At 64.9% G+C, this 16,060-nt stretch carries 19 protein-coding genes; 11 read left to right on the forward strand and 8 right to left on the reverse strand.

Features of this window, described 5'->3' with window-relative positions:
- Nucleotides 1-55 precede the first annotated feature (55 nt).
- From J1C47_RS18110 to J1C47_RS18120, 3 genes are all read right to left on the reverse strand, one after another.
- Nucleotides 56-1,432 carry a CmpA/NrtA family ABC transporter substrate-binding protein gene (locus J1C47_RS18110; RefSeq protein ID WP_207352193.1) on the reverse strand — a complete coding sequence of 459 codons (1,377 nt, stop codon included), beginning with the start codon at nt 1,430-1,432 and terminating at the stop codon, nt 56-58.
- Between the two features lie 507 nt (nt 1,433-1,939).
- Nucleotides 1,940-3,088, reverse strand: a complete 1,149-nt coding sequence (locus J1C47_RS18115) for a CmpA/NrtA family ABC transporter substrate-binding protein (protein ID WP_207352194.1) — start codon at nt 3,086-3,088, stop codon at nt 1,940-1,942.
- A complete protein-coding gene (locus tag J1C47_RS18120; protein ID WP_207352195.1) occupies nt 3,088-3,678 on the reverse strand; it encodes an ANTAR domain-containing response regulator in 591 nt (196 codons plus the stop codon). Before J1C47_RS18120 ends, J1C47_RS18115 begins: the two co-directional genes overlap by 1 nt.
- Nucleotides 3,679-3,884: 206 nt before the next feature.
- Between J1C47_RS18120 and J1C47_RS18125 the strand changes: the two genes are divergently transcribed.
- Nucleotides 3,885-4,715: a universal stress protein gene (locus J1C47_RS18125; protein WP_207352196.1), complete on the forward strand. Its 831-nt coding sequence runs from the start codon at nt 3,885-3,887 to the stop codon at nt 4,713-4,715.
- A 100-nt stretch (nt 4,716-4,815) separates the two neighbouring features.
- On the opposite strand, the gene J1C47_RS18130 is transcribed toward J1C47_RS18125, so the two are convergent.
- From J1C47_RS18130 to J1C47_RS18150, 5 genes are all read right to left on the reverse strand, one after another.
- Nucleotides 4,816-4,977 carry a hypothetical protein gene (locus J1C47_RS18130; protein WP_207352197.1) on the reverse strand — a complete coding sequence of 54 codons (162 nt, stop codon included), beginning with the start codon at nt 4,975-4,977 and terminating at the stop codon, nt 4,816-4,818.
- A 208-nt stretch (nt 4,978-5,185) separates the two neighbouring features.
- The gene (locus J1C47_RS18135; RefSeq protein WP_207352198.1) at nt 5,186-7,549 is read right to left on the reverse strand and encodes an EAL domain-containing protein; all 2,364 of its coding nucleotides are present in this window, start codon (nt 7,547-7,549) and stop codon (nt 5,186-5,188) included.
- A gap of 161 nt (nt 7,550-7,710) precedes the next feature.
- The gene (locus J1C47_RS18140; RefSeq protein ID WP_207352199.1) at nt 7,711-8,637 is read right to left on the reverse strand and encodes a crotonase/enoyl-CoA hydratase family protein; all 927 of its coding nucleotides are present in this window, start codon (nt 8,635-8,637) and stop codon (nt 7,711-7,713) included.
- 485 nt (nt 8,638-9,122) lie between these two features.
- Nucleotides 9,123-10,298, reverse strand: a complete 1,176-nt coding sequence (locus J1C47_RS18145; protein ID WP_207352200.1) for a tyrosine-type recombinase/integrase — start codon at nt 10,296-10,298, stop codon at nt 9,123-9,125.
- Nucleotides 10,295-10,897, reverse strand: a complete 603-nt coding sequence (locus J1C47_RS18150; RefSeq protein WP_207352201.1) for an Arc family DNA-binding protein — start codon at nt 10,895-10,897, stop codon at nt 10,295-10,297. The genes J1C47_RS18145 and J1C47_RS18150 overlap by 4 nt, the downstream gene beginning before the upstream one ends.
- Nucleotides 10,898-11,005: 108 nt before the next feature.
- Between J1C47_RS18150 and J1C47_RS18155 the strand changes: the two genes are divergently transcribed.
- From J1C47_RS18155 to J1C47_RS18200, 10 genes are all read left to right on the forward strand, one after another.
- Nucleotides 11,006-11,197 (forward strand): MerR family transcriptional regulator, encoded by a 192-nt coding sequence (locus tag J1C47_RS18155; protein ID WP_207352202.1) that lies wholly within the window; start codon nt 11,006-11,008, stop codon nt 11,195-11,197.
- Nucleotides 11,194-11,589 carry a hypothetical protein gene (locus tag J1C47_RS18160; protein WP_207352203.1) on the forward strand — a complete coding sequence of 132 codons (396 nt, stop codon included), beginning with the start codon at nt 11,194-11,196 and terminating at the stop codon, nt 11,587-11,589. Before J1C47_RS18155 ends, J1C47_RS18160 begins: the two co-directional genes overlap by 4 nt.
- Before the next feature lie 97 nt (nt 11,590-11,686).
- On the forward strand, nt 11,687-12,031 hold the full coding sequence (locus J1C47_RS18165; protein WP_207352204.1) for a hypothetical protein: 345 nt from the start codon (nt 11,687-11,689) through the stop codon (nt 12,029-12,031).
- Nucleotides 12,028-12,279: a hypothetical protein gene (locus J1C47_RS18170; RefSeq protein ID WP_207352205.1), complete on the forward strand. Its 252-nt coding sequence runs from the start codon at nt 12,028-12,030 to the stop codon at nt 12,277-12,279. Before J1C47_RS18165 ends, J1C47_RS18170 begins: the two co-directional genes overlap by 4 nt.
- 187 nt (nt 12,280-12,466) lie before the next feature.
- A complete protein-coding gene (locus J1C47_RS18175; RefSeq protein WP_207352206.1) occupies nt 12,467-13,021 on the forward strand; it encodes a hypothetical protein in 555 nt (184 codons plus the stop codon).
- 144 nt (nt 13,022-13,165) lie between these two features.
- Nucleotides 13,166-13,486: a DUF6074 family protein gene (locus tag J1C47_RS18180; protein WP_207352207.1), complete on the forward strand. Its 321-nt coding sequence runs from the start codon at nt 13,166-13,168 to the stop codon at nt 13,484-13,486.
- A 123-nt stretch (nt 13,487-13,609) separates the two neighbouring features.
- Nucleotides 13,610-14,104 carry a hypothetical protein gene (locus J1C47_RS18185; protein ID WP_207352208.1) on the forward strand — a complete coding sequence of 165 codons (495 nt, stop codon included), beginning with the start codon at nt 13,610-13,612 and terminating at the stop codon, nt 14,102-14,104.
- A gap of 75 nt (nt 14,105-14,179) precedes the next feature.
- Nucleotides 14,180-14,596, forward strand: coding sequence for an HNH endonuclease (locus J1C47_RS24230; protein WP_207352209.1), 417 nt, complete (start codon nt 14,180-14,182; stop codon nt 14,594-14,596).
- Nucleotides 14,597-14,803: 207 nt separating this feature from the next.
- The gene (locus J1C47_RS18195) at nt 14,804-15,259 is read left to right on the forward strand and encodes a helix-turn-helix domain-containing protein (RefSeq protein WP_207352210.1); all 456 of its coding nucleotides are present in this window, start codon (nt 14,804-14,806) and stop codon (nt 15,257-15,259) included.
- Between the two features lie 3 nt (nt 15,260-15,262).
- Complete coding sequence (locus tag J1C47_RS18200; RefSeq protein ID WP_207352211.1) at nt 15,263-15,853, forward strand: PIN domain-containing protein; 591 nt, start codon at nt 15,263-15,265, stop codon at nt 15,851-15,853.
- Nucleotides 15,854-16,060 lie beyond the last annotated feature (207 nt).

Raw genomic sequence — 16,060 nt, forward strand, 5'->3', positions numbered from 1 at the left:
AGGTCGAAGGCATCCGGCGGCGCGTCGCCGCGCCGGCCGGGCAGGGGACCGTGCTTCAGTTGGAGAGGCTGGCGAGATCGTCGCTGCCCTTGAGGCCGATGGAGAATTTCTTGAGGTAAGCGTTCGGCGCGTGGCCGTCATATTCGATGCCGTCGATGAAGGCGGCGGTCGCCGGCTTGTAGCCGTCGGTGTCCGGCACCTCGGACGCCTCGAGTTCGCCGTCGTCGATCAGGGATTCGGCGGCTTTCCGATAGATGTCCGGGCGATAGACGCTCTTCGCCGTCTCGGCATACCAGGCGTCCGGCTTTTCCTCGGCGATCTGGCCCCAGCGGCGCATCTGGGTGAGATACCAGACGGCGTCGGAATAATAGGGATAGGTCGCGAACTTCTTGAAGAAGACGTTGAAGTCCGGCGCTTCGCGCTTGTCGCCCTTCTCATATTCGAAGGTGCCGGTCATCGAGTTGGCGATGACCTCGGCATCGGCCCCGACATATTCCGGCCGCGACAGGATCTTCACCGCCTCCTTGCGGTTCTCCGGGCTTGCGTCGAGCCACTTGCCGGCGCGGATCAGCGCCTTGGTGACGGCGACCGCGGTCTGCGGATTGTCCTCGACGAACTTCGCCGTCATCCCGAAGACCTTCTCGGGATTGTCCTTCCAGATCTCGTAGTCGGTGATGACCGGAACGCCGATCCCCTTGAACACCGCCTGCTGGTTCCAGGGTTCGCCGACGCAGTAGCCCTGGATGGTGCCGGCCTCGAGCGTCGCCGGCATCTGCGGCGGCGGCGTCACCGAGAGGAGGACGTCGGCCTTGATCTGGCCCGAGGTGTCGGAGGGCGAATAGTAGCCGGGGTTGAGCCCGCCGGCGGCGAGCCAGTAGCGCAGCTCGTAATTGTGGGTCGAGACCGGGAACACCATGCCCATGTTGAAGGGCTTTCCCTGCGCCTTGTACTTCTCGACGACCGGCTTCAGCGCCGATGCCGGAATCGGGTGCTCCGGCTTGCCGTCCGGCCCCTCGGCGATGTGCTTCTTCATCTCATCCCAGACGGCGTTCGACACGGTGATGCCGTTGCCGTTGAGATCCATCGAGAAGGGCGTGACGATGTGGGCCTTGGTGCCGTAGCCGATGGTCGCGGCGAGCGGCTGGCCGGCCAGCATGTGGGCGCCATCGAGCTCGCCGGTGATCACCCGGTCGAGCAGCACCTTCCAGTTCGCCTGCGGCTCCAGCGTGACGTAGAGCCCTTCGTCCTCGAAGAAGTGCTTCTCCTTGGCGATGGCGAGCGGCGCCATGTCGGTCAGCTTGATGAAGCCGAACTTCAGCTCGTCCTTTTCCGGGATCAGCATGTCGGCGGCCGCCGGCATCGAGGCAAAGGCGGCACCGGCGAGGCTCGCTCCGAGGAAGAAGCGGCGGGTCATCGCAGTCGATATCGGCATGAACAAAGCTCTCCCGTGGCCCGGAGCGGTGCATCCGCCGGCTGGTCTGTGACAGGAAACAAAAAAGGCTGCCCGACACTTCCCGCCCCGAGCATCGCTCGAAGCGTCTGGGAGAAGAGTCGGCAGCCTTGCCAGTGACGCCCGCCTTTGGACGTCGAAACAGTCAGACGATTACCATCGCCTGACATGGATTCTTAGAACAGCTCGCATGATGGTGCAATGCGGAAAACGTGATTTTCGCAATATTTTTGAGCGGCTTCGCCATATGCACTCAAAACAGGCATAATGAAATTCGGATGGGCACCGCCGCTGCTCAGCGAGAAAGCAGCTGCCCGCGCGAGACGCAACCGTGCGACATCAAATGGCGCGGACCCGAGACGGCGGACAGATCGGCTGGCGCATTCGGGTCGCGACGCTGCGCTCAAAAATGTTTTGGCGAGCAGGCGTCCATCGATGCCTGAACGAACCGGCTATCCGACCTGCGTCGAGACCGCGAGGCGCCACGATTCACTCGTTCACGTCATACAGTCCGCGCGGCCCCTGAGGGGTAGCCGCATCATCGTCTCCGGTCATGTCGGATGCCGCCTGATTGCCGTCGCCGATGCCCATCGCCAGGTCGTACAGCGTCGGATCGAAGGTCGCGCCAGCGATCGCAGCCCCTTCATCGGATGAGGGCGCGTCGCCCCAGCGCACCATCTGGCGATAGAGCCAACGGCCATGGGCCGGGTCCGGCCGGTTCGCTCCGCCGCCGGCAAAGACCATGAAGTCGGCAATGTCCCGGAACCGGCCCGGCGCCGTCTGCAGCCGGCCGGCAAGGCCCGGCATCAGCGTCTCAGGCTCGACGTCGAGGCAGTCCCGCGCGGCGAGGAGGCCGGCCAGTTCGGCGAAGTTCTCCGGCCTCGAACACCAGGCCGCCGCGTCCGCGAGCGCGAGAACGAGACGGGCGAGGGCTTCGGGGTTTTCGTCGGCGAAGGCCTTTCGCACGCCGAGCACCTTCTCCGGACCGCGCCGCCAGATCTCCGCCCGGCTGGTAACGATGCGCCCGACGCCGCGCGTGACGGCGATCGTGCCCCACGGCTCGCCGGCGCAGAAGCCGTCGATGCCGCCGCCGGAGAGCGCGTCCGGCATCAGCGGCGGCGGCACGACGGTGATCTCGACGTCGCGCTCCGGCTCGATGCCGGAGGCGGCGAGCCAGTAGCGCAGATCGTAATTGTGGCTCGAATGATGATGGACGACGGCAAGGCGCAGGGGCTGGCCGCCTTCCGCCCTGCGCGCGGCGACGACGGCCGCAAGGGCACGCCCGGCCCCGGCCGGCGCCGCGTCGTAGCCGGCCGGCCCGGCGCGATCCATCGCCGCCGCGACAACGTTCGAGACCGTCACGCCGTTGCCGCCCAGCGCCAGCACCATCGGGGCGAGCAGCGGCACCGGCAGCGGCCCGAGCCCGAGATTGGCGGCGATCGGCATCGGCGCCAGCATGTGGGCGCAGTCGAACTGGCCGACGCCGATCCGGTCGCGGATCGTCGCCCAGGAGGTTTCGCGCTGCAGCGCCAAGGCGACACCGCGCGCTTCGGCAAAGCCTTTCCGGGCGGCGGCGATCAGGACGGCGCCGTCGAGCAGGGGAACGTAGCCGGCGCGGATGAAGCTCGTCCCGGCCATCACGCGTCTCCGAGAAGATTGTAGGCGGAGACGAGGCTCGCTGCGACGTCGCCGATCCGGCGGTTCTCGTTCATCGCCGCGCGGCGCAGCAGCTTGTAGGCCGCATCCTCGTCGATCTTCTTCACCTTCATGAGGATACCCTTGGCGCGGTCGATCGTCTTGCGTTCGGCAAGTTCGGATTTCGCCTCGGCGAGCTCTCGCGCCAGCCGGCTGACCGCGTTGAAGCGCGAGATCGCCATTTCGAGGATCGGCTTGATCCGCTCCTTGCGCAGCCCGTCGACCACATAGGCCGAGACACCCGCCTCGATCGCCGCCTCGATCTCGGCGGTGTCCGAGCGGTCGACGAACATCGCCATCGGCCGCTTCACCGCCCGGGAGACCTGGAAGAAATGTTCGAGCTGGTCGCGGTTGGGATTTTCCAGATCGACGACGATGACGTCGGGGTCGAGCCGCTCGATCCGCTTGACGAGGCCGGCGACGGTGGTCACCACCGAGACGTTGGCATGGCCCGCCTCGCGCAGGCCCTCCTCGATGATCGAGGCGCGCAGGCCGTTGTCGTCGACGAGAAGGATGTTCAGCGGCTGCGCCATGCCGGGAATATTGCACACGCGAAGTGCTCTTTCGCAACGGCAAAAATCGCTGCGCCGCCGTCCTCCTGCGACGTCATGACGAGCCGTGAGCGACGAAGGCGGTCCGGTGGCGCGTCGGCCGTTCGATTGATCCCGATCAAGGCCGCCCGCGACCGAAGGCATCAGGCTGGCGTCATCCCCGACGGATGCACAAGGAGGATGCCAGCATGTACCGCACGATACTCGTCTGCCTCGATGCCGCCGAACGGGTCGACCGGCTCATGGACGTCGCGCTGCCGCTCGCCGCCCGGCACGGCGCCCATCTCGTCGGGCTGCATGTGATGCCGAGCGCGCTCGCCGATCTCGCGACCGAAATCTCGGTCGACTATCTGGAGGCGACGCGCAGGGCGATGCGCCATGCCGCCACGGCCCTGAAGGCGGCATTCGACGAGCGGGTCGCGAGGGACGGGGGCGTGTCGGCGGAATGGCGCTGCGAAGAGCCGACCAGCCCGGACTACGCCCGGGCGGTGACGCGTCATGCCCTCTGCGCGGACCTCGTGGTCGTCGCCCAGTCGCACACGTCGGAATGGAACGGCGGCGGCATCGTGACCGACGTCCTGTTCGAGACCGGTAGGCCGATCCTGTTCGTGCCGCGGGAAGGGCGTTTTGCCGAAATCGGCCGGTACCCCGTGGTCGCCTGGAACGGAACCCGGGAGGCGGCGCGCGCCGCCTTCGACGCGCTGCCGCTGCTTGCGGGCGCCGATCTGGTGCGCGTCCTGTCGATCGATCCCCACCGGGGCGGGGGGCGGGAGGGGCTCGCGCCCGGCGACGACCTGGCGGCTTCGCTGGCGCGCCACGGCCTGACGGTCGAGACGGCGACCACCTACAGCGGCGAGATCACCGCCGGCGATGCGCTGCTCAACCATCTCGCCGAGGTCGGTGCCGACCTCCTCGTCATGGGCTGCTACGGCCACTCGCGCATCCGCGAGATGCTGTTCGGCGGCGTGACGCGCAAGATCCTGCGGGAAATGACCGCCCCGGTCCTGATGTCGCGCTGAGCGCGGCGGCCGGGGAATATGCCTCGCGACGCGGCCGCGCGCATGCGCGCGGCATCTGTCGGTCGGCTGCCTCGATCGATGATCGGGGCGTTTTTTCGCGTCAGCGCTGGCGGTCGAACATGCCGGCGTTGAGGCCGAGGTGGCGGAGCGCTGCCTCGCGCGGACGGCGGCCGGCCTCGACGGCGGCGGCGCATTCGCGTGCCGCACGGAAATCGGCGAAGAAATCGCTGACGTGGGAAACGAAACCTCTCTTGCGGCTCATGATCTCAGCTCCTCGTTCTGCTTGTCTGTGCTTTCTGCTTCCTTCATTGATCTAGTCTGTCCGGGTGTTTGAAAGAAGCGTCCATATGGCGGCCCTGCCATGCAGTGAGAACATGACGATGCCTTCTGTCATGACGGCGGGTCTTTTTGCGGCGCACCGCCGGTCCAGCCGCAAAGCCGGAGGCCGGCAGCGCCGCCGGAAGGGCTTTTCAGGAGACGGTGAGGGTGCCGGCCGTCGCCAGACGCGCGACGAGCGTCTCGATCGCTTCCGGCTTGCTGAAGAAGTAGCCCTGCGCGAGGGGAATACCGGTCGCGGCGATCGCCTTCACCTGCGCGTCGTCCTCGAGACCTTCGGCGACCACCGTGAAGCCGATCCGGTCGGCGAGATGCTGGACGAGTTCGACGACGGATCGCGCGGCATCGTTGTCGCCGATCACGCTGGCGAAGCTGCGGTCGATCTTCACCTTGTCGAAGGAGTAGGTGGCGAGATAGCCGATCGAGGCGTAGCCCGTGCCGAAATCGTCGAGCGAGAAGCGCAGCCCCATGGCGCGCAGTTCGGCCATCGTCTCCAGCGTCTGGCGTGAATCGTCGATCAGCACCGATTCGGTGACCTCGACCTCCAGCCGGCCGGGGGAAACCTTCTCGCGCTCCATGATGGCGCGGATGGCCGCGACCAGGCGGCCGGGCTGCCGGAACTGCATCGGCGAGACGTTGACCGAGATCGAGACCCCGGCCGGCAGCCGCCGGGCATCGGCCGCCGCGCGGGCGAAGACCCATTCCCCGAGATCGGAGATGAGGTCGCTGCGCTCGGCGATCGGAATGAACTCGGCCGGCGAGACCCGGCCCATCGACGGGTGGTTCCAGCGCAGCAGCGCCTCGACGGCCACCACCTTGCCGGAGGTGATCTCGACGATCGGCTGGTAGGCGAGCTCGAACTGTCCGGCGGCCAGCCCCTCGCGCATTTCCCCCTCGAGTTCGGTCCGGCGGCGGAAGGACGCCGCCATCTCCGGCCGGAACAGGCAGGCCCGGCTCTTGCCGCTCGACTTCGATTCGTAGAGGGCGAGGTCGGCGGCGGTCATCAGCGAGGTGCCGTCGGGGCCGTGCGACGGGCCGACGGCGATGCCGATGCTGGCGGAGATCTGGAACTTGCGGTCGCCGACGATGACCGGCGGCGCCAGCGCCTGCATCAGGCGGTCGGCGGCGGCAAGGCCGGTCTCGCCGTCGGCCGAGGGGATGATCGCGACGAACTCGTCGCCGCCGAAGCGGGCGAGGAAGTCGGAGACGCGGAAGGCCGAGCGGATGCGTTCGGCGATCGCGACGAGAACCTTGTCGCCGGTGCCGTGGCCGAGGGAATCGTTCACGGTCTTGAAGTCGTCGAGGTCGATGTAGAGGATCGCCACCGATCCGATCCCCTCGCGGAAGCCGGGACCGATCGATTCCAGCATGCGGTCGAGCTCGTGGCGGTTGGCGAGCCCGGTCAGCGGATCGGTGCGGGCGAGGGTCTCGATCTTCTGCTGGGTCTGCTTGCGCTCGGAAATGTCCTCGGTGACGATGAGGACGCCCGACGCCTCGGTCGGCTCGACGTGGACGAGCAGCGTCTTGCCGCCCGGCGCCGCCAGTTCGCGCACCGACATGATCTTCTGCCTGAGCGTGCGGGCGACGTCCTGGCGGATCAGCGTCGCGTCGCTGCGCGACAGCCGCCGCGACCTGACCGCGGCGGTCAGCATGCCGTCGAGGCTGCGTGCCGAGGGATCGCCCTTGATGCCGAAGAGCTCGCCGTGGCGGTCGTTCTGCAGTTCCAGCGACAGCTCGTCGTCGAAGGTGACGAGGCCGTGGGTCATCGAGCGCAGCGCGAGATGCGCCTGTTCGGCGTGCTTGCGCGACGACGCCTCCTTCTCCTCGGCCACCGAGGTCGCGTCGGCGAGGGCCCGGAGATTGCGGTTCAGCGACAGCACGATGACGAAGTTCGTCACCATGTAGAGGACGATGAACACCGCGATCGACCGGTAATACGGCTGGTTCGAGAACTCCAGCGCCATGATCAGCGGCACGCACAGGCACAAGACCTGGACGATGACGTATTTCGGCCGGCCGGCATTGCGCGCGACGTATCCCGAGGAAAAGGCGATCGCCGCGATGACGTTGAGAAGCTGCACCGCCGGCAGCGTCTGATGGGCGATGGCGTGGAAGCAGCAGCAGCCCTGCAGCCCGGCAAAGAGCGTCGCGCCGATCTGGAACTCGATGTCCCAGCGCCGCACCGCCCGGCGATCCTCGCCCTCGTGGCAGGCGAGGCGATAGCGCACGAGCGTCGCGATGCGGCCGATGAGGACGACGATGGTCAGGCAGCTGAGCGTGTAGAAGACGCTGTCGCCGGTCCATTGCCAGGAGATCAGCATCACCATGATGCCGACGACGTTGGAGATGACGATCGAGGCCGGGGAGGAGAAGAGCGAGCCGACGAGCACGCTGTCGCGCTCGACCGACGCGCCGCGTCGCGATCCGAAACGCGGGCTGCTGGTCCCGCGGCCGTTCATGGCCTGCGAGGCGAGATGGCTATCGGCTGAAATCGACACCGCTGATCCAGGTCATGGTGGCCCCACTGGCCGAAACGCTATGACCAAACTATTGACGCTTAACTAATGGACCATGGTTACGGAGAGGAAAATTCATGAAAGTCGAGCGGAATGGCGGTTCCGCCCGAAAATGCCGCTGCCGGTGCGACGCCGGGGAGCGATCAGCCCATGCGGCCGAGCATGCGCTCCTGGGCGCTGACGATGCGCCGCAGCCGCGTCACCTCCGCCTCGCCGAGCGCCAGCATGTGCTCCACCCAGGCGGCGCCGGCGGCGGAAAGCTCGGACGCGAGGTCCGGCGCCATCCGGTTGAACGCCGCGGCGATGGCGATGCGCGAGCGGCGCGAGGCGGCGGACTTCTTGCAGAATTCGCGCACCCACATCGCCCCGGCGCCGTCGCCGACGACGGCGTCGACGGCGCCCTTTTCCTGAAATTCGAAGGCCGAGAAGTTCCTGCCGGAGAGCAGGATGCGCTCTGCCTCGATCGGTCCGATCCGGCGGGCGAGGATCGGCGCGGCGGCGATGGGAAAGTGGTTGTAGTTGATCTCGGGATAGCAGAACGTCGCGGATTCCTCGGCGACCATGACGTGGCAGGCGCGGGCCGGATCGATGCCGCCGCCGAGCGCCCGCCCGTGCACCGCCGCGACGGTGGCGAAGCGCCCGCCGAGGCCGGTGAGGTTGTTCTCGATGACGGCGCAGGCGGTCTCGGCGTAGCGCACCAGCCCGTCGCCGTCCCGCCGCGCCAGGCAGTCGAGATAGAAGTCGAGGTCGCCACCGAGCGAGAACACCGGGCCCGCGGTGCGGAAGGCGAGCACCTCGACCGGCATCGGCTCGCCCGCCTCGACCATCGCGCGCAGCGCCGTCTGGACGCGCAGGACGCTGTCGACCAGCGGCAGGGTGAAGACCGGCTTCGGCTCGGGATGCATGACGATCCAGAGCAGGCGGTCCTGTTCCTCGAACATCAGCTGGACCTGCGGCAGGGCGCCGGTCCGGTCGATGATGCGGTCGACGATCCGGTTGTCGGTCCGGGCGGGAGCGGGCGCGGCCGCGGGTTGCAATTCGAGGCTATTGACGACCTGAACCTGCAGCATTGGATACAATCTCCACTCGACCGACAAGGAAAGCTTAACGGTGCAACCGCACTCTGTAAATTTGCATCGTAAGAGAGGGTTAATGTGACCGGTTTGCGTAACGATTTCTTAACCATGCGGCGGCCGGGCGGGGAGGCGTCCGGGCTTGGCCCGGCGCCGCGGCGTTGCGAAATCGGCAAAAACAAATCGCTGGGAGGCTGACGACAGGAGGTGAAAGGCCGGGATGGGAGGTGGACCGCCCGCCGGTTTGCCGCCGCGCCTCGGCTATCGTCGCGGCTCCCGCTCGCCGGTGACGGCGTACCGACCACTCGGCTGACGCCACGTCCAAGCCGGACTGCGCTTCACGCGCTCTCGAGGCTCCGGGTCGGACAAGCGGAATTTTGGTGGGCGCGTTGGGACTCGAACCCAAGACCTACAGATTTAAAGTCTTCACCGGAAGCCTTTATCCCAAAGGTTTGAGCGGTTCATGTCGCATCCATGTCGCATCAAGCCAGCAGCGCAGCCTCGGCTGAGGCCAGTTCCGAGGCGTCGTCGCTGGACGGGAAGAGGTGCGAATAGGTGTCCATCGTAAGCGCGATCGTGGAATGGCCGAGCCGTTCCTGAACGGTTTTCGGCGGCAGGCCGAGCCCGCCGTCCTCGCGCCGGTTGATCAGCCAGGAGGCATAGAAATGCCGCAGGGCGTGAAGGCCGGTGTATTTCGCCTCCGGCCCGTCCTCGCCGTCCACAGCCACGCCCGCGGCGATCATGGCCGGATGAAGCCCGCGCCGGACGATGTTCGTGTGGCTTTCGACGTTGCCGGATCCGTTCGGGAAGACGAGCCCCAGGTCTCCCTTCGGACAGGCGAGCTTCCATTCGCGCAACGTGTTGATGACGAGCGGCGGGGCAGGGACCGTGCGCTCGCCGGCCTCCGACTTGGGGCGGCCGATGTCGTTCAGGAAGTCGGCCCGCTGGCGGACATGCACCACGCCCTTGTCGAGATCGACGTCGTCCCAACGAAGGCCGCGCAACTCCGAAGCCCGAAGCCCGGTGAAGATCGCCGTCAGAAGGAGCGGGCGCCAGCGGCCATCGAGGACGCCGACGAGCGCCTTCACCTCCTCGCGGGTGGGAATGTCCACCCCGAGCTTCAGACGGCCCTTCTGACGCTTCTCCGCGCGCCTGTCGCGACCCTTCTGCCGGGCCCGGCCCTTGTCCCTGACAGCGTTCCTGACGACGAGTCCGCGCTCCTGCGCATCGGATATGATCGATCCAAGCGTGACCATGACCTTGCGCACCATCGCGGGCGAGCGGCCGGTCTCGATCATCGTCTCCTCGAACTCGCGGACGGCGGGCACGGTCAGGCGCGACAGCAGGGTCTCGCCGATCAGCGGCACGATGTGCAGCCGGACATGCTGGCGATACTGGACCAGCGTCCCATGCTCGACGCGGCGCTCGGAGGCCTTGAGCCATAGCTCGCCGGCCGCGGCCACCGTGGCGCTCGCGGAGTCGGCGACGTGCGTCCCCTCGCGCACCTCGACGCTCGCCGTCGCGGCGAACGCGTCGGCCTCTTTCTTCCGGGCGAAGGTCTTCAGCCGGCGCTTGCCGGCGCCGTCGGTGTAGTCGACGACCCAGGCGGTGCGCTCGACGCCCTTCGGCGTGGTCCAGGTGCGGCGGCGGACGCTCACTTCAGAACGTCCGCTTCATCGTCAAGATCTTCGCGCGATAAAGCCTCATGCCGAGCACGCAGACCGGCTTCGTATCCTTCTTTGTAGATTTCAAACTCCTCGTCCGACATTCCACCGCCGCGCTGAAGTCGTCGCGCCATAGCTCTCCAGTCTGGATCTAACGGGTACTTCGCGGTGCTCCGCCCACGCGAGAGAGCATCGATCTCGACCTGATCCAGCCGGGCGGTGTCTTGTTCGGATTCGTCTTCAGCGAACTCCTCTTCCCACAGCTCCAAGCGACGATGGAGACGATCGCGTGTGGCTTCGTCAACGCCTCCAAGAGTTCCGTCCGAGATAGAGCGTAAAGTATCGACGAGTTCGTTGAATAGGCGATTGACAGGTGGGTTTTCCTCCCCCGCCTTCAAAACGGCAATCAAGCCGAGAAGCCGCGACACTCGCTCCTCGATCCCCTCCGGCTCAGGAAACTCATTTTCCAGAATGCGGATGATCTCGTCGTTCATGGATCGACCCTGAAGCTCCGCGTACGCCTTCACGCGGTCGCGTAGTCCCGGCGGGAATCGCAACATGTATTGGTCGGCACCCCTGCCTGCCTTCGCCATTTTCCATCGTCCCCCGTGAATGCCTAAGACTGTCTTAGGTGACGCTTGACTTCAAGCCTAAGACCGTATTACCCCTATGACCGTCTTATGAAGAAAGGCTTACCGTGAATGACAAAGGAAACGAATGACGCCCTCGATCTCCTGTGGGGGATCGCGGCGATTGCGGCCTTCATCGGAAGGACCGAGCGGCAAACCTACCACATGCTCGTGTCTGGGCATCTGCCGGCCAAACAGGTCGGTGAGCGCTGGGTGGCCAAGCGCGAGGCGCTGGAGCGGTTCTTTGAGGAGACCGCGGCATGACCCTGAAAACGAAAAGGCCCGGCCAGGAGCTTGCACCCTCCTGCCGAGCCGGAACACCCGAAAACCCTAGGGAGAGAAACCGGATGGACACGGAAACGAATACCACGCGCGCCGTCGAGGCGGCAAGCGAGCGGCGCTACTCGGGACCGGGGCTTTACAAGCTCAGCGGCTACAACGGGCCAAGCGTCGTCTTTCTGGACCCGCTTCCTGAGCCCCAGCGTACCAATCTTGGCGATGACGAGGATTGGCTCATGCTGTCGGAGACAAAAGAGATGCGCCGGGATCAGGGCAACTGGTGGGTCCGTGCCGGCATCATCGAGCCCATGATCGTCCGCAAGGTGAGAGCCGTTCCTGCGGTCTCGGATACAGAGCGAAAAAGGAGGGCGTCATGATCCGCGCCCGCATCATCTTCGCGTGGCTGCTCTTGCGAGCGGCCCGCATCCTCACCGCCGCGTCGGGCGTCGTGGCGCCCGAATTGAGGGGGCGGCCATGACGGTCTCCAATCTACCCATCGACCAAACGCAGATCATGCGTCTCGCCCTCAAGCGCATCGAGGCTGGCGCCTCAGTCGAGGACGCCGTGACGGATGTCATGCCTCGCGGCGCATGGGATCGCCTACCGCCGCACGAACGCGACGAACTCTTCAAAGTCGGCATCTTCAGCCGGCTGCAGGAAGCGATCATCACCTTCGTTGATGCGAACAAGGAAGCGCTGGTCGATCACATCGAAGCGACGGCTCCAAAAGAGCTCCGCTTCCTTGAGCCGGTACTACGGTCGCGGTTCGAAACCCGCGATCTCTTCCGCGCCATCCGTGAGCTGGAGATCGAGCCATGAGTGACTGTGTCCTTCGGCAGCTTCAGGATGGTGTCTGTAGAGAGATCGACGAGATGGTCGACGCCGCCCGTGAGGCAATCGAGAATGACTGCCATCCCGGTTGCACGCTAAAAAAGCGATGGCCGCATCTGACGTGGGTGAACGCGGCAGAGATCTGCCGGATCGCCTCCGGCGAGGGCGACGAAAGCCGTCTCTTTTGGGAGGAAGCAATCCGTGTCTGCGCTAAGATGGACGGAGACGCGGCATGAGCACCTCCGCTCTCACCCCACCCGAGCACGAGCATAGCGCGGCTGTCGACGAGGCCGCGCGGTGGCTCGCTTCTCAGGCTGTCGCGCCTCATCCCATCGTTCCGGCGCTTCGGCGCCGGTTCGGGCTGACGGCGCCGGAAGCGTGCCAGGCGATCCGCGAGGCGGGGCTCATCCGCGGGAGAAGCCATTGAGCGGCGGCAAGCAGCGTGTAGACGCCACCGGCCGAAGCTCCGGTCGAATGACGCCACATGGGCCGAGGGGCAAGAAGGGCATCGGCAGCCAGTTCATCGCGCACCGTCGGGAGATGCGCCTTAGCGTCGGCTGGAGGCTCCTGACGGGCAACGACAAGCTGGCGCTGGAGCGGATCGAGGAGGAGCACATGGCGCACGCCGGCCGTGAGAACGGCAAGCTCCACGTCACCTACTCCGACTTCGTTGAAGCGGGATTGCGCAGGGCGGCGGTCTCGACAGCACTGGCGCGCCTTCAGGCTCTCGGCTTCATCGAATGCGTCGACCATGGCCGCGCATCAAGAGCGGAGTTCCGCTTCCCTGCCTCGTATCGGCTCACCTACGTCCAAGGCAACGTGCCCGCAACTGACGAATGGAAGGCGATCGTCACAGCCGACGAAGCCGAGCGACGGATCGCCAACGCCATGACAGCGCTGAACGAGCGGACGTCCGATCTGCGCAAGAAGCTGAAGGCGAAGAGGGACGAAGCGTCTCCGGCAAGGAGGGCGGCATGAAGAAAAAAAGCCAGTGCGGAAAGCGGAACCAAAGCCAGTGCGGAAAGCGGAACCGATCACCTCAAAAGCCAGTGCGGAAAGTGGAACTACTGTATCGGTTCCGGTTTCGTAACTACTATCTAGACTTCTCCGGAGGGGCCCCCGATGAAACATCGTGACGAGCCGCGAGGACTGCCATTGTTCGACTGGAGCCCGCCCACTGCCGACGTGATCCCATTCCCAGCGAAAGCACGGGTCGGGAAGATCCGCCGGACTGCCGAGATGATCGACGAGACCACCACCCGCGGCGCCGAAGCCTACTGGCGGCGGACCGTTTCCGATCTTCGCCGTCAGATGGAACGGGCGTGTGTGCCTGCCGATCGGATCGAAACCGAGCTTCGGGCTTTCTTCGATGCCGTCCAGACCGAGTTGACCAGGCGAGCCTACGCAGGGCACCGCTCGCGACCGGGAGGCGACGCGGCATGATCCGATCGAGATCGGCGCGCCGACCTCGGAGGCAATCTCCACGGCACAAAATGCGCCGCAATCTTGAGCCCTCACTGCAAGTTGCGGCAGCGTTGCCCAACGAACGGAAGCTGGATTGCCGAGATGGATGAGCAGGTTGAGCCGACTGTCGACGAGACCACCTGGGATCAAGCAAGGTGGGAGGAATTTCATGCATGGGCAATCAAAGGATATCTCGGGTGGTATAACCTCCACGCCAACCGGTATGAGCGACGAGCGGCAAGCGCAGAATGGATCGCGATCGGGCTCGGGGTAGCAGCTACGGTGGCAGCGGCGTTTCCGTCGAAGGATCTCGGATGGTCCGACAATGAACAGGCCTTGGTCAAATGGCTGGTCGTCCTGCTCACTGCATGCGCTACCAGTGCCGCTGCCATCTTCGCCAAACTGGCAGACCTTGCTCGCAAACGCGAACGGGGCCGGGCCGCAATGGCCGCGATAGAGCAGGAAGCCCGTATCAAGCTCACCATGGAACCCATGGGGGATCGGGCCCGGTCGCATTACCTCCTCGATCTCTCGCGCCGGATCACCGACATCGAAGGCAAGTATGGAACGGAGTTCGCAGAGAGATCCAAGGCATAGATGCCTCTTCTCCCGCCCCCTGCTACGAACCACGATGCCTCATTTTCCGCGTTGGCAAACAGCAGGGGGGGCAGGATGAAGGTGCGAAAGGAAGTGCGAGCCCTCGTTCTCGAACGCGACCATTGGCGCTGCTATCTGTGCGGCAGACGCACCACAAGCGCGACGGGCTATCCGCTATTGGAAACGGCAGCCACAATCGATCATGTCGATCCGCGATACTGGAAGAACAGGAACGAAGCGGAAAACCTCCGATGCTCCTGCCAAAGGTGCAACCGCGCGAAGGGCGGGCGACACGTCTGGTTCTTCATCTCGTTCTGGGCATACCCCGACGCCGGCGTCTCCGATGAGCGGCCATGCAGCCGAAGGCTTACCCCAGAAGAGATGGGCAGCCTCTGGCGCCACTACATGTTCGATGGCGATGAACCTGCCGAGCCGTGGGGAAAACCTCCTCATCCCCTTCTGGCTGAGGTGATAGACCCGGATTACCTCTGATCAAGGGCCTCACGAGGCGCCCTACGCTCCGCGCGCGAGATCGCTAGATCGGCTTGCATTCCTCGGCTTATGCGCATTCGAGATAACACGAGCAGGCGGCACCGCTTCTTGAGCGGCAGGACTGGAACCAGACTTGCTCACGCTTATTTCGTTTATTGCGTTTATAGCGTTTAGCCACTACGGCTAAGACGCTTGAGGAGAACCCCGATGACCGTGCCAGCTTTTGCCAAAGAGTTTGGTGGTCGCCTGCCATCCGCAAATGAGCAGAAGGCCGCAAATCAGTTGAGAACAGTCCTTGCAGCACAGGCGGCAGGGGACGCGACGCTGCGTGTGCTCGACGACGAGAAGAAGCCCTTCGAAATCACCCTCACGCCTGGCCTGTCGAACCTCCTCATGGAGTTGTTGCGGCATGTCGGCCGAGGTGACGCTGTGACGCTTGTGCCCGTTGAGCAAATGCTGACGACACAGCAGGCGGCCGACATTTTGAACGTCTCCCGACCCTTCCTGATCTCGCTGCTGGAAAAGGGTGAGATCGAGTATTCTACGGTCGGCAAGCACCGCAGGATCAAGGCCGAAACCCTCTTTGCCTACAAAGCTGCCAAGGCAGCAAAGCGATCGGCTGCCTTGGAGGAGTTGGCGGAACTGGATGCGGAGTATCTCTAGGCTTTGTTCGCAAATCGCTTCACTGCCCTGATCGACGCGTGCACGCTGGCCGGGACACTGCGGAGGAATTTGCTGCTCAGCCTGGCGGAAGCTGAGTTCTTCCGCATTCGCTGGTCTGAGCAGATTATGGAGGAGACAGAGAGGGCAATAAACGCGATCCTCGAAGGCAAAAACGCGCCGGACGCTGCCGAGAGAGCCTCTCGAGCTCGGAAAGCGATGGAAGGTGCATTCGAGGAAGCTATGGTCTTCGACTTCGACCTCTTCCTGCCCGCATGCGGAGAGTTGCCCGATCCTGGTGATGCGCACGTTCTCGCAGCCGCCATCAAGACGCAGGCCGCGATCATCGTCACCGAAAATCTAAAAGACTTTCCGCCAGCCTATTTGGACAGGTTCGGGATCGAAGTCAGATCTGCCGATGCATTCCTAGCGAACACGATCGCTTTGGACGAAGGCAAGGCCGTTGCAGCCATCCGCATCATGCGAAAGCGCTTGAAAATTCCTGAGAAGACGCCGGCCATCCTCCTTCTCGAAATGGAGGCGGCGGGCCTCACTGAGACGGTTGATGTTCTCCGCTCTCACGAACGATCTCTCTGAGGCCGGCGAGTAACACCGAGGTCGTGATAGATTGCTTAGCCGTGCGATCTCTCGAGGCTGCATTGAGTGGTGCCAAGGCCTGTGAATCGGCGTGGAATAAGGACCCCGTTTCAGGGGTGATCGGCGTCCAAACGGGACCCCTGTGACGCAGGGGTTCAAAGTGCCTTCCGAGATTGATCGGAGGCCGAGTTGGGATGCTTGTCGTGG

It is taken from the genome of Jiella sonneratiae (genome assembly GCF_017353515.1).
Lineage (GTDB): Bacteria > Pseudomonadota > Alphaproteobacteria > Rhizobiales > Rhizobiaceae > Jiella > Jiella sonneratiae.

Excerpts from the sequence above, each read along its gene's own strand:
- J1C47_RS18110 (WP_207352193.1), bottom strand. The coding sequence starts at position 1,432 with ATGCCGATATCGACTGCGATGACCCGCCGCTTCTTCCTCGGAGCGAGC.
- J1C47_RS18115 (WP_207352194.1), bottom strand. The coding sequence starts at position 3,088 with ATGGCCGGGACGAGCTTCATCCGCGCCGGCTACGTTCCCCTGCTCGAC.
- J1C47_RS18120 (WP_207352195.1), bottom strand. The coding sequence starts at position 3,678 with ATGGCGCAGCCGCTGAACATCCTTCTCGTCGACGACAACGGCCTGCGC.
- J1C47_RS18125 (WP_207352196.1), top strand. The coding sequence starts at position 3,885 with ATGTACCGCACGATACTCGTCTGCCTCGATGCCGCCGAACGGGTCGAC.
- J1C47_RS18130 (WP_207352197.1), bottom strand. The coding sequence starts at position 4,977 with ATGAGCCGCAAGAGAGGTTTCGTTTCCCACGTCAGCGATTTCTTCGCC.
- J1C47_RS18140 (WP_207352199.1), bottom strand. The coding sequence starts at position 8,637 with ATGCTGCAGGTTCAGGTCGTCAATAGCCTCGAATTGCAACCCGCGGCC.
- J1C47_RS18150 (WP_207352201.1), bottom strand. The coding sequence starts at position 10,897 with ATGGCGAAGGCAGGCAGGGGTGCCGACCAATACATGTTGCGATTCCCG.
- J1C47_RS18155 (WP_207352202.1), top strand. The coding sequence starts at position 11,006 with ATGACAAAGGAAACGAATGACGCCCTCGATCTCCTGTGGGGGATCGCG.
- J1C47_RS18160 (WP_207352203.1), top strand. The coding sequence starts at position 11,194 with ATGACCCTGAAAACGAAAAGGCCCGGCCAGGAGCTTGCACCCTCCTGC.
- J1C47_RS18165 (WP_207352204.1), top strand. The coding sequence starts at position 11,687 with ATGACGGTCTCCAATCTACCCATCGACCAAACGCAGATCATGCGTCTC.
- J1C47_RS18170 (WP_207352205.1), top strand. The coding sequence starts at position 12,028 with ATGAGTGACTGTGTCCTTCGGCAGCTTCAGGATGGTGTCTGTAGAGAG.
- J1C47_RS18180 (WP_207352207.1), top strand. The coding sequence starts at position 13,166 with ATGAAACATCGTGACGAGCCGCGAGGACTGCCATTGTTCGACTGGAGC.
- J1C47_RS18185 (WP_207352208.1), top strand. The coding sequence starts at position 13,610 with ATGGATGAGCAGGTTGAGCCGACTGTCGACGAGACCACCTGGGATCAA.
- J1C47_RS24230 (WP_207352209.1), top strand. The coding sequence starts at position 14,180 with ATGAAGGTGCGAAAGGAAGTGCGAGCCCTCGTTCTCGAACGCGACCAT.
- J1C47_RS18195 (WP_207352210.1), top strand. The coding sequence starts at position 14,804 with ATGACCGTGCCAGCTTTTGCCAAAGAGTTTGGTGGTCGCCTGCCATCC.